Annotated in this window: 9 protein-coding genes; all 9 read left to right on the top strand. The window is 50.2% G+C overall.

Annotation, left to right across the window (positions count from 1 at the left end):
• The first annotated feature begins 117 nt into the window (after positions 1-117).
• Positions 118-1113, top strand: coding sequence for an AAA family ATPase (locus tag BN93_RS02800; protein WP_019186837.1), 996 nt, complete (start codon positions 118-120; stop codon positions 1111-1113).
• Positions 1113-1991: a DUF58 domain-containing protein gene (locus BN93_RS02795; RefSeq protein ID WP_019186836.1), complete on the top strand. Its 879-nt coding sequence runs from the start codon at positions 1113-1115 to the stop codon at positions 1989-1991. The genes BN93_RS02800 and BN93_RS02795 overlap by 1 nt, the downstream gene beginning before the upstream one ends.
• Positions 1988-3067: a BatD family protein gene (locus tag BN93_RS02790; protein WP_019186835.1), complete on the top strand. Its 1080-nt coding sequence runs from the start codon at positions 1988-1990 to the stop codon at positions 3065-3067. Before BN93_RS02795 ends, BN93_RS02790 begins: the two co-directional genes overlap by 4 nt.
• A gap of 25 nt (positions 3068-3092) precedes the next feature.
• The gene (locus BN93_RS02785) at positions 3093-4091 is read left to right on the top strand and encodes a vWA domain-containing protein (RefSeq protein WP_009161546.1); all 999 of its coding nucleotides are present in this window, start codon (positions 3093-3095) and stop codon (positions 4089-4091) included.
• Between the two features lie 211 nt (positions 4092-4302).
• The gene (locus BN93_RS02780) at positions 4303-5967 is read left to right on the top strand and encodes a VWA domain-containing protein (protein ID WP_019186834.1); all 1665 of its coding nucleotides are present in this window, start codon (positions 4303-4305) and stop codon (positions 5965-5967) included.
• A gap of 42 nt (positions 5968-6009) precedes the next feature.
• Positions 6010-8583: a BatD family protein gene (locus tag BN93_RS02775; protein WP_044259646.1), complete on the top strand. Its 2574-nt coding sequence runs from the start codon at positions 6010-6012 to the stop codon at positions 8581-8583.
• Positions 8584-9306: 723 nt separating this feature from the next.
• Entirely contained in the window at positions 9307-10002 is a 696-nt protein-coding gene (locus tag BN93_RS02770; RefSeq protein WP_019186831.1) for a phosphatase PAP2 family protein, read from the top strand.
• 2 nt (positions 10003-10004) lie between these two features.
• A complete protein-coding gene (locus BN93_RS02765; RefSeq protein WP_019186830.1) occupies positions 10005-11228 on the top strand; it encodes an S-adenosylmethionine:tRNA ribosyltransferase-isomerase in 1224 nt (407 codons plus the stop codon).
• 17 nt (positions 11229-11245) lie between these two features.
• The gene (locus BN93_RS02760) at positions 11246-12442 is read left to right on the top strand and encodes a DUF2027 domain-containing protein (protein ID WP_019186829.1); all 1197 of its coding nucleotides are present in this window, start codon (positions 11246-11248) and stop codon (positions 12440-12442) included.
• Positions 12443-12628: the final 186 nt, after the last annotated feature.

The following is a 12628-nucleotide window of genomic DNA, read 5'->3' as shown; positions in this document are numbered from 1 at the left end:
CCTTGACTTATGAAAAAACCACACGATATTTAATATTATTTAGATGCCAACATGATGAAATCTGTTATTAAAGTTGTACTTTTGCCATAAATTAATACTTTAGAAAAGTAATACATTATGGCAGAATCTTTAGACATCCGTGAATTAAACCAACTTATCGAGCAACAAAGCGCATTTATCACCAACCTGACAACAGGAATGAACCGCGTTATCGTGGGGCAAAAACACCTCATCGACTCGTTGCTCATCTCATTGCTCAGCGACGGACACATCCTCTTGGAAGGTGTTCCAGGACTGGCAAAGACACTTGCAATTAAAACTTTGGCGCAACTTGTAGACGCCGATTACAGCCGTATACAATTTACACCCGACCTCTTGCCTGCCGACGTTATCGGTACGCTCGTATATTCGCAAAAGGAAGAGAACTTCCAAGTGAAGAAAGGACCCGTGTTTGCCAACTTCGTGCTGGCCGACGAAATAAACCGTGCGCCCGCCAAGGTGCAAAGCGCACTGCTCGAGGCCATGCAGGAACATCAGGTAACCATCGGCGAAAAAACCTTCCCCTTGCCAAAGCCCTTCCTCGTGATGGCCACACAAAACCCCATTGAGCAAGAAGGAACCTACCAACTGCCAGAGGCACAGGTAGACCGATTTATGCTTAAAGTGGTGATAGACTATCCCACACTGGAAGAAGAAAAGCTCATCATACGCGAAAACATACACGGCGGACTGCCACAGGTGTTGCCCGTAACCACGGCCAACGACATCATGAAGGCTCGCGGAGTGGTTAACCAAGTGTATATCGACGAAAAGATTGAACAATACATTGCCGATATCGTTTTCGCATCGCGCTATCCCGAACGCTATCAGCTTGCCGACCTCAAACCGCTCATCAACTACGGCGGTTCGCCACGTGCAAGCATCAACCTCGCCAAGGCCGCCAGGGCTTACGCCTTTATCAAGCATCGCGGCTATGTTGTACCCGAAGACGTACGCGCTGTGGTTCACGATGTAATGATACACCGCATCGGCCTATCCTATGAGGCCGAGGCCAGCAACGTAACCAGCGAAGAAATCGTCAGCAAGATTATTAATAAGGTGGAGGTGCCTTAATGGATGCGCTCGAACTGTTTAAACAGGTACGGAAAATTGAAATAAAAACCCGCGGGCTAAGCAGTAACATCTTCGCGGGACAATACCACTCGGCCTTCAAGGGACGAGGCATGGCCTTCTCGGAGGTGCGCGAATATCAGTTTGGCGACGACGTGCGCGACATCGACTGGAACGTAACGGCACGCTTTCGCCGACCTTTCGTCAAGGTGTTCGAAGAAGAACGCGAACTCACCGTGATGCTACTCATCGACGTGAGCGGCTCGTTAGACTTCGGAACAACGCAACGCACCAAACGCGAAATGGCCACGGAGATGGCCGCCATCTTAGCTTTCAGTGCCATACAAAACAACGACAAGATTGGCGTCATCTTCTTTTCCGACCGCATTGAGAAATACATCCCACCCAAAAAGGGACGTAAACACATACTGTACATCATCCACGAGATGCTCGACTTTAAGCCGCAAAGCAAACGAACAAACGTTGCCGCGGCCATCGAATATCTAACAAGGGTGATGAAACGCAGGTGCATCGCATTCGTGGTGAGCGACTTCTACGCCGAAAACAGTTTCCAAAAAGAACTGCAAATAGCCAACTCTAAACACGACGTGGTGGCTATTCAGGTGTACGACCAACGCGCCAAAACCCTGCCCAACGTGGGGTTGATGAAGGTGAAAGATGCCGAAACAGGACACGAGATGTTCATCGACACGGCTAGCGCCAAGCTAAGGCGCGCACATACCGAATATTGGCTCGAAAGAATGAACACACTCAAAACAACGTTCGCGCAAAGCAACGTAGACTGGGTGTCGGTGGCCACCAACGAAGACTATGTTAAGGCAATGATGCTTTTATTTATGCAAAGAGGACAAAACAGATGATTAAACGACACATAACGCTGCTTATTGTCGCGCTCTTGGCTGTGGCAGCCAAGGCTCAGGTGTCCGTTGAACAGAAAATAGACTCGTTCGCCATCTACATCGGACAGCAAACGGCACTGCGCCTAAGCGTAACGGCACCGAAAGGACAAACAGTGGTGTTTCCCAATTTCACGCCCTCGCAAGAAATGGTGCCAGGCATTGAGGTGCTGCAAACAAGCGAGGAGGAAACCACCGAGCTAGACAATGGCCTGCAAAAAACCACGAAAAGCTACACGCTCACCTCGTTCGACGAGAAACTATACTCGCTGCCTGGACTGAAAGTAAAGGTGAACAACAAGGAATACGAGGCTAACATCTTGGCACTTAAAGTGGTTACGATGGATGTAGACACGTTGCACCCCAATCAATTCTTCCCCCCGAAAGACGTACAAAACAACCCTTTCTCGTGGACAGAAGAACCTTGGGCATCCATGTTCTACCTTAGTGTGCTGATGTTGCTGCTTGCCGCACTGGGCGTTTACCTACTTGTGAGGCTCAAACAAAACAAGCCTGTTATCACGCGCATACGTATCGTGAAGAAAATACTGCCCCATCAAAAGGCCATGTCGGCCATCGAGCGCATAAAAGCCGAGAAGATGACCGCATCGGAAAACCAAAAGGAGTATTACACCCAACTAACCGATGCGCTAAGGCAGTACATCAACGAGCGTTTTGGCTTTAACGCCATGGAAATGACCAGTGCCGAAATTATCGAACACCTGAACTCCAACGGCAATCAGGAAATGATGAACGAGCTGAAAGAGATTTTCCAAACAGCCGACTTGGTGAAATTCGCCAAATACGCCACGCTGATCAACGAGAACGATCTTAACTTGGTGAACGCTATCCAGTTCATCGACAAGACCAAGATTGAAAACCAACCCGACACAGAACGCATCGTACCCGAACTCACCGAGGCCGACAAACGAACCAAACAAACGCGCGTGGCACTCAAAACGGTGATATGGACCATCGCCATCTGCGTGGCGGCCATCATGGTTTACATCGTGTATAGCCTCTACGACGTGCTGGGTTAACAAACCTTCAAGGATAAATACCAATATGGAATTTGCAAACAAAGAATACTTCCTGCTGCTTGCGCTCCTAGTACCTTATATATTTTGGTACTTCATCTATAAGAAAAGGGGCGAGCCCACCTTGCGCATGAGCGACACCAGAGCATACCGCTACGCTCCTAAAAGCTGGCGAATGCGGCTGATGAACCTGCCCGTGCTGCTTAGGTGTGCCACGTTTGCGCTGGCCGTAATCATCTTGGCCAGGCCACAAACGCATACATCGTGGGGCAACAAGCAAGTAGAGGGAATCGACATCATGCTGGCGATGGACGTTTCTACGTCGATGCTGGCCGAAGACCTCACGCCTAACCGCATGGAGGCGGCCAAAGACGTGGCCGCAGAGTTTATTGCCGACAGGCCAAACGACAACATCGGGCTCACCATCTTTGCAGGAGAGGCGTTCACGCAGTGCCCTATGACAACCGACCACACCTCGCTGCTCAACATGCTGCAAACCGTTAGGACCGACATTGCGGCCAAAGGGCTCATCCAAGACGGTACGGCAATTGGCATGGGACTGGCCAACGCCGTGTCGCGACTTAAAGACAGCAAGGCCAAAAGCAAGGTGGTGATTTTGCTTACCGACGGTTCGAACAACATGGGCGACCTCTCGCCGATGACTAGTGCCAACATCGCCAAGAGTCTAGGCATAAGGGTGTACACCATTGGCGTGGGAACGAACAAGGTGGCGCGTTATCCGATGCCCGTGGCGGGGGGGGTGCAATATGTAAACATGCCTGTGGAAATAGACACCAAGGTGTTGAAAGACATTGCAGCCACCACCGACGGAAACTTCTATCGCGCAACGAACAACCAAGAGTTGAAACAGATTTACAAAGACATCGACAAGTTGGAGAAGTCGAAAATGAGTGTGAAGAAGTTTTCTAAACTCTACGAGGCTTACCAACCTTTCGCCATCTTGGCTCTCATCACATTGCTTGCCGAGATATTACTGCGCACCACTGTGCTAAGGCGAATACCGTAAAGAGGCCCCACCCCCTCTCCAAGGGGAGAGGGGAGTAATATGCCTTGCTGTTTAAAGGTGAAAGAGTGAGAAATATGGCCAACGCCCACAAAGCTGCGCATGGTTCTAGTTGTTTTAGTGTCCCTAGTGAGCCCTGATTTCCCTAGTGTTCCTAGAATGCCTAGTTACCTAAACTCCTCAAAATACAACCCCATTTTAACTGGAAAAAGAAATGTTTAGATTCGAAGACCCTATATACCTATGGTTGCTACTACTAGTGCCTGTGCTGGCATTAGTGGCCCTCTTGGCACACCGCAAGAAAAGAAGGCAGCTCAAAGCCTTTGGCGACCCCGAACTGCTTAACGACCTAATGCCCGACGTTTCCACTTACCGCCCGTGGGTAAAGCTGGGCTTGGCCATCACCGCCTTCGCCTTGTTGGTGGTGATGTTGGCTCGTCCGCAGATGGGTACGAAGATAACCCACGACAAACGAAACGGCATCGAGACCATCATTGCCGTAGACATCAGCAACTCGATGATGGCACAAGACGTGGTGCCATCGCGTTTGGAGAAAAGTAAACTGCTTATCGAGAACCTTGTAGACAACTTCACACACGACCGCATAGGGCTTGTGGTGTTTGCCGGCGACGCCTTCGTGCAACTGCCCATCACCACCGACTATGTTTCGGCGAAAATGTTCTTGCAAAACATCGACCCGGCACTCATCGCCACACAAGGAACCGACATCGCCAAGGCCATCAACCTTTCGATGCGCAGTTTCAGCCAACAAAAAGACATCGGCAAGGCAATTATCGTGATTACTGATGGAGAAGACCACGAGGGAGGCGCACTAGAAGCGGCCAAAGCTGCCAACGAACGGGGCATCCACGTGTTTATCCTAGGCATCGGCAGCACCAAGGGCTCGCCCATCCCCACGTCTGAAGGAGGCTATCTCACTGACCGCAGCGGACAGACGGTACTCACAGCACTGAATGAAAGCATGTGTAAACAGATTGCGCAGGCAGGTAACGGCACCTATATACACGTGGACAATACCAACGATGCACAAGAAAAGCTGAACAACGAACTGGCCAAGTTGCAACGCGCAGACACGCAAGCCGTGATTTATAGCGAATATGGCGAGCAATTCCAGGCCGTTTGCATCATCGTTATCATCTTGCTCATCGCCGAAATACTCATCCTCGACATCAAAAACCCAAAGTGGCGCAACATCCATCTCTTTGGTTCGAAGAAAAGCGCACCCATGTTGCTCTTGTTTATTGCGCCTACATTGGCCTTTGCACAAAACGACAGGCACTTCATACGCACGGGTAACAAGCTATATCGCGACCAGAACTACGCCAAAGCCGAGGTGGAATACCGCAAGGCCATGTCGCAAAACGGCAGCAATGCGCACGCCGTTTACAACTTGGGAAACGCGTTGATGATGCAACAGAAAGACTCGGCGGCCATTGCGCAACTAGAAAATGCAGGCAAGATGGAAACCAACAAAACCCGTAAGGCTATGGCCTACCACAACATTGGCACCATCTGCCAAAGGCATCAGCTATACGGCGATGCCATCAAAGCCTACCAAGAGGCGCTGCGCAACAACCCCAACGACAACGAAACGCGCTATAACCTTGCCCTATGCAAGAGGCTGAACAAGAACAACAAGGACCAACAGAAACAACAAAAACAACAAAAACAAGAACAAGAACAGCAAAAACAGCAAAAGGAGAAAGAGAAACAACAACCCAAACCCAAGGAGCAAATGAGCAAGGAAAATGCCGAACAGCTGCTCAATGCTACCATACAAGATGAGAAAGCCACACAGCAAAGGCTGAAGAAGGCAATGCAACAGCCGTCGAGAAGAACGGTTGAGAAGAATTGGTAACGATGCGGTTAACCACACTCACCTAAAAAAACAATTGGTTCTATGAAACGAATGAAGAGACATATCCTATTGATGGTGGCCTTGGTCAACGTCATGTTCGTGGCAGCACAACGCCTAACGGTGTCGGCTCCATCGAAAGTGGCCGCTGGGGAGAACTTCCGAATAGCCTATACCATCAACACACAAGACGTGGACGACTTCAAGCCTGGTAACATCCCGTCGGCAATCGAGGTGATTGCCGGACCTTACACCTCGTCGCAATCGAGCTACCAGATGACCAACGGGCACACAAGTTCAAGTTCGTCGGTGACATATACCTACACGCTTTATGCCACAAAGAACGGAACTTACACCATTTCGCCCGCCAAGGCAATGGTACATGGCAAGGCCATTATGTCGCCTGCCGTGAAGATTAACGTGGTGGGAACGGCCAAGCCCTCAGCTAGCGGCGCGCCAAAGATGCACGATTACGACAACGACGAGGATGCCATGCGAGCCGCCGGCAGCAAAATTTCGGGTAGCGACCTGTTTATTAAGGTGAGCGCAAGCAAAAAAAGGGTGCGCGAGCAAGAGCCCGTGCTGCTATCTTACAAGGTGTATAGCCTGGTAGAGCTGACACAACTCAACGGAAAAATGCCCGACCTAAACGGTTTCCACACCCAAGAAGTGAAGCTGCCCACGCAAAAAAGTTTCCATATGGAAAGGCTCAACGGCAAAAACTACAAGTGCGTTACATGGAGCCAATACGTGATGTACCCCCAAATGAGCGGCGAACTGAAAATCCCCAGCATCAAGTTCGACGGCATTGTGGTGCAGAGAAACCGCAACGTAGACCCCTTTGAGGCCATCTTTAACGGCGGAGCAGGATATGTTGAAGTGAAGAAAGAGATTGAGGCACCAGGACTTACCTTGCAAGTAGACCCATTACCCGCACGCCCTGCCAACTTCTCTGGCGGCGTGGGCAACTTCACCATCTCGGCACAACTAAACAAAAAAGAGGTAAAAACGGGCGAACCGCTGAACCTACGCATCGTGGTGAGCGGCGCTGGAAACCTTAAACTGCTAAAAGCACCTACGGTAAACTTCCCCAAGAGTTTCGACAAGTACGATGTAAAGGTAACAGACAAGACCCAACTGACCACCAACGGCATAGAGGGAAACATGATTTACGACTTCTTGGCTGTGCCGCAACAGATTGGGAAGTACGAAATTCCGCCCACCGAGTTCGTTTTCTACGACACCAAGACCCAACAATACCGCACCATTCGCACCCAACGTTTCACCCTCAACATCGAGAAAGGAACGGGAACAACATCGGAAATGAGCAAGTTCGAAGATGAACAGAACAAAGACATCCGCCCCATCATGCAAGGTCCAGCCGTGATGTTGAAGTCTAACCGCATGTTCTTCGCCTCGCCCTTGTGGTTCGTTCTCTTGCTCGTCATCGTTGGCGCAACCGTGGTAATCTTCATTGTGCTCCGCCAAAGGCAAGAAATATATTCCGACTCGCGCCGTCTTCGTGGTTCGAGAGCCAACAAAGTGGCCGCACGCCGCTTGAAACTCGCAGGCAAACTGATGGAAGAAAGCCGCCAAAACGAGTTCTACGACGAAGTGCTGCACGCACTTTGGGGATATGTTAGCGACAAGCTGGGCATCTCAGTAGAACAGCTAACACGCGAGAACATCGCCGAAATGCTTAACCGCAGAGCCGTAAACGCCGAAACAATAGATAGCTTTATCGCCGCCATCGACGAGTGCGAGTTCGAACGTTACGCACCGGGCGACTCGCAAGGTAACATGAGTAAGACCTACGACATGGCCGTAAAGGCTATTATGGACATCGAAGCCACTATGAAATCGAACAAGAATGCCCCCACCCTAGTGCTGCTCGCCTTGGTGATGAGTATGCTGTCGCTCACAGCAAACGCTGTAACCAAGGCCTCGGCCGACCAAGAATATAAGCGCGGAAACTACCCGCAGGCCATCGCCGACTACAAGGCATTGCTCAAAAAAGCACCTTCGGCTGAGGTGTATTACAACCTTGGCAATGCCTATTTCCGCTCCGACAGCATCCCGCAGGCCATCTTAGCCTACGAAAGGGCGGCACTTATCAACCCCGGAAACAGCCAAATAAGGTTCAACCTGCAATTCGCACGCGGCAAAACCATCGACAAAGTGGCCGAACCCGACGAGATGTTCTTCGTCACTTGGTATCGCTCTGCGGCCAATCTCGCCACAGCAGACGGCTGGGCAACCACGGCTTTGCTCTCGGCTGCATTGCTGGGATGCTGCATTCTGCTGTATTTCTTCAACTCGCGCATACTTGTTCGCAAGGTCGGCTTTGGCTGTTCCATCGCCTTTGCCTTACTTTTCGTGCTGTCAATCATATTTGCCATGCACCAAAAGAGCGCACTCACCAGTAAGGAAGGAGCGATAATCATGGCTCCAGCAGCCAATCTTAAAAAGACACCCATACGTTCTGGAGCCGATGAGGCCGTGCTGCACGAAGGCACAAGGGTAGACATTGCCGACCGTTCCATCAAGGGTTGGCTGGGCGTTAAGCTTGCCGATGGGCGCGAAGGATGGATTGAACAAAACACGGTGGAAGAGATTTAAGGCAGGTTCGCCGACATCGAACACCATCGTGCAAAGCACGCTTAACAAGCGCGCATACACCTTATTATATAGAAAAGATGAGGTTTTTTGCAAGCAATAGCCTTTAAGCACCGAGCAACAGCACGCGCCACATGGCCGTACAAAGCCGCTTGTAGTGGTGCTACAAAAGGCTTGTACAGACACTACAAGCACCTTGTAGCGTGACTACAAGAAGCTTGTAGCCCCAGTACAAACAGCTTTGTACAGGCACATGGCTGGCAAAGGTGGCTGGCAAACCTATTACAACACCAACCCTTTTCTGCTCTTAATATATTAAGGAGCAGTCAGGCAATGTATAAAAGATGCAACTAGCATTTACAACAGGCACGTCCTGCCGATATAAAGCTGTGTCCTACATATATTAAAGACATGCCTACCAGATATAAAGGAGTACACCTACATATATAAAGGCGTACACCTATATATGTTACGGACTACGTGGACATCGCGCAACTTGCGCCTAAACGTCTCTCTGTTTCTGGCGTTCATCGCCTTCAACGCTAAACAGAAAAGCTTGACACCTTATATAATAAGGAGACGGCGAAGGCAGAAGAACCCAAGAGCGCGTGGGCCTACAACCCAACGGATGCACAAACATGCGCATAAAACGTCTGTCGCCACAGATGCAAAAGATAGAGAGATTAGAACCCATCAACAACAACAGAACAACAGTAAAAAGGAAGAATGAACCTCACCAACATATTGGAACTAGACCGAATGGTGCTTGCCTGGTTCAACGGGAGCAACTCGCTCTTCGTCGATTCCTTGGCCGTAAACCTCACTTCGGGATTCACGTGGATACCACTCTACGTGGTTCTTATCTATGTCATCATCAAAAACAACGACACCATGCCGCAAATATTCCTCACCATAGGATGCGCCGTGCTTGCCGTTGTGGTGGTGAGCGTGTCGGTAGAACTCATCATCAAACCCCTCGTTGGGCGATGGCGACCCAGCAACGACCCCTATATCAAGTACACCATCAAGATTGTTAACGGCATACGCAGTGGCCAATACGGTTTTTTCTCGGCGCATGCCGCCAACACATTCTCGTTGGCAGTGTTCCTCAGTTTGCTCATCAAGAGCCGTCCTTTGGCCGTCATGCTCTGCCTTTGGTCGGCCGTTAACTGCTGGACACGCCTCTATCTAGGCCTCCATTACCCACTCGACATCCTCTTCGGACTACTTTGGGGCGCACTCGTGGGTTGGTCGGCCTACGCGCTTTATCGTCGTTGGGGCAAGCCATTAGGCCTTCCCCGCACACAAGTAACACCCCAAACCACCGCCTCAGCCTATTTAAAGGCCGATGTTGGCAAGGTGTTGCTCACAATGGCGCTGTGGATTTGCGCCATCATCATATACAGCTTATTCAACGCATAAAAATGAATACTAAACACATCAGGATAAAAGACTATAACTACGACTTGCCCGATGAACGCATAGCCAAGTTTCCCTTGCCCCAACGCGACAAGAGCAAGCTATTGGTTTACAATCATGGCGAGGTGTCGCAAGACGAGTTTAGCAACATCACCCGCTATCTACCGCAGGGCGCACTCATGGTTTTCAACAACACCAAGGTTATTCAAGCGCGCCTGCATTTCAGAAAAGAAACGGGGTCGCTCATCGAAATATTCCTCCTCGAACCTGCATTGCCCGCCGATTACGAACAAATGTTCCAAACAACGGATGCCTGTTCGTGGTATTGCATGGTAGGAAATCTGAAGAAATGGAAAGGCGGACCGCTAACTACTACGGTAGAAATAGCGGGTCAACCAGCAGCAGTACAACTCACTGCCGAACGCGACATGTCGTGCGAAACGGCACTGAAAATAGACTTCAAATGGACTGGCAACAAGCTATCTTTTGCCGAACTGCTCGACAAAGCAGGCGAATTGCCCATCCCACCCTACCTCAACCGCAACACGCAAGAAAGCGACAAGACCACTTACCAAACCGTCTACTCCAAGATTAAAGGCTCGGTAGCCGCCCCAACTGCCGGTCTACACTTCACGCAAAGGGTGCTTGCCGACATCGACCAGCACGGCATCGACCGCGAAGAGCTTACCCTACACGTTGGCGCAGGCACCTTCAAGCCCGTAAAGAGCGAAGAAATTGAGGGGCATTCCATGCACACCGAGTATGTGTGCATACGCCGAACAACGCTCGAAAAGCTGCTGCAACACAACTGCGAGGCCGTAGCTGTGGGCACAACCAGCGTGCGAACCCTCGAAAGCCTGTACTACATGGGCTGCAAGGTAAAGGCCAATCCCAACGTCTCGCTCGAACAATTGCACGTAAATCAATGGGAGCCCTACGAGCCAACGCCCACCAACATCACGCCCACAGAAGCCATTGGCGAACTGATTGCCTACATGGACCGAAACAATTTGCCCTCGCTCCATTCCAGCACGCAGATAATCATCGCGCCAGGCTACCAATATAAAATCGTAAAACGCCTCGTCACCAACTTCCACCAACCACAAAGCACATTGCTTTTACTGGTTAGCGCATTCGTTGGAGGCGATTGGAAAAGCATCTATCGTTATGCGCTCGACAACGATTTCAGGTTTTTAAGTTATGGCGACAGCAGCATTCTCATTCCCTAACACCAAACAGCAAGACTATGAAAAAAGGAGATAAAGTAAGGTTTCTAAGCGAAACGGGCGGCGGTATCGTGGCTGGTTTCCAAGGAAAAAACATCGTGTTGGTACAAGATTCCGATGGTTTCGAGATACCCATGAGCATCAACGAGGTGGTGGTTGTAGACGAGGAGTTGGACCGCAAGCAAGGCAGAACCTCAAAGGTGGCCAACGAACAGAAGACGAACACCACGCAACAAGACACCCCTGGCAAGCAATCCATCAAGGCATTGCTAAGTGGCGGATACGAAAACGAAGAGACTGACAACGATACGGAACACGAAACAGACCCTGCCGACAGCGAAATTACCTTTCGCAAGCCTGTTGAAGAACGTGTGGGTGGCAACAGTTTGAACGTGTATTTGGCCTTCGTACCCGAAAACGCACGGCAGTTGAGCCACACCAAAATGGCCGTAGAGCTTGTGAACGACAGCAATTATTACCTGCGTTACGCCTTTGCCACTGCCGAGGGCGAAAGCTGGATGCTGCGCAACGAGGGCGAAATAGAACCCAACACCAAGGTTACGCTCGAAACCATTGCCGCTGAAGACTATAACAGCTTTGAGCAATCGGCCTTCCAAGCCATTGCGTTCAAAAGACAAAAAAGCTATGTGCGCAAGCCTGCCATCGACGTAAAGCTACACATCGAGCCGCTTAAACTGTTCAAACAGCATCTCTTTGCCGAAACGCCTTTTTACAACGAGCCTGCCATGCTCTATACCATTGTCGAAGGCGACGAGCCTGCCGAACCGCCCGTTAGCGAGATTGATACAGAGAAACTGAAAACGGAGATGCTCTCTAAGGCTGCCATACAAAAGATGAAACAAGATGCGCGGTCTGCCAAAGGCGCAGTTTCTGCAACAGGCAAACACGCTCATGGCGACCGCAAAACTAACGAGCCATTGGTGGTTGACCTGCATGCCCACGAGATTTTAGAGACTACACAAGGTATGGATTCGCTCGATATTCTGCAATATCAACTGGAAGTGTTCCGCCGAACACTTAAAGAGCACGCCAACGAACGCGGCCTTAAAATCGTGTTCATCCACGGTAAAGGCGAAGGCGTGCTGCGAAAAGCCATTATCAACGAACTGAACCGACACTTTAAAGGCTACACTTACCAAGATGCCTCGTTCCAAGAATATGGGTATGGAGCAACGTTGGTGAAAGTGAAAGAGTGAAAAGGGGAAAAAGTGAAAAGGTGAAAAGGTGAAAAGATGGGAAAGATGAAAGGGTGAAAGGGTGAAAAGGTGAAAAGGTGAAAAGGTGAAAGGGTGAAAGGGTGAAAGGGTGAAAAGATGGCTAACGCCCACAAAGCCGCGTATGGTTTCTAAATATCCACGTTTCCCTTGCGTGTCTAGTTTCCC

This window comes from Prevotella conceptionensis 9403948 (assembly GCF_000312305.1).
In the GTDB taxonomy this organism is placed as follows: Bacteria; Bacteroidota; Bacteroidia; order Bacteroidales; family Bacteroidaceae; genus Prevotella; species Prevotella conceptionensis.
This window is presented reverse-complemented; position numbering and strand designations above follow the sequence as displayed.

What these genes read in the sequence shown, in the direction of transcription:
- BN93_RS02760 (WP_019186829.1), top strand. Translation starts at nt 11,246, where the DNA reads ATGAAAAAAGGAGATAAAGTAAGGTTTCTAAGCGAAACGGGCGGCGGT.
- BN93_RS02770 (WP_019186831.1), top strand. Translation starts at nt 9,307, where the DNA reads ATGAACCTCACCAACATATTGGAACTAGACCGAATGGTGCTTGCCTGG.
- BN93_RS02790 (WP_019186835.1), top strand. Translation starts at nt 1,988, where the DNA reads ATGATTAAACGACACATAACGCTGCTTATTGTCGCGCTCTTGGCTGTG.
- BN93_RS02785 (WP_009161546.1), top strand. Translation starts at nt 3,093, where the DNA reads ATGGAATTTGCAAACAAAGAATACTTCCTGCTGCTTGCGCTCCTAGTA.
- BN93_RS02795 (WP_019186836.1), top strand. Translation starts at nt 1,113, where the DNA reads ATGGATGCGCTCGAACTGTTTAAACAGGTACGGAAAATTGAAATAAAA.
- BN93_RS02800 (WP_019186837.1), top strand. Translation starts at nt 118, where the DNA reads ATGGCAGAATCTTTAGACATCCGTGAATTAAACCAACTTATCGAGCAA.
- BN93_RS02775 (WP_044259646.1), top strand. Translation starts at nt 6,010, where the DNA reads ATGAAACGAATGAAGAGACATATCCTATTGATGGTGGCCTTGGTCAAC.
- BN93_RS02780 (WP_019186834.1), top strand. Translation starts at nt 4,303, where the DNA reads ATGTTTAGATTCGAAGACCCTATATACCTATGGTTGCTACTACTAGTG.
- BN93_RS02765 (WP_019186830.1), top strand. Translation starts at nt 10,005, where the DNA reads ATGAATACTAAACACATCAGGATAAAAGACTATAACTACGACTTGCCC.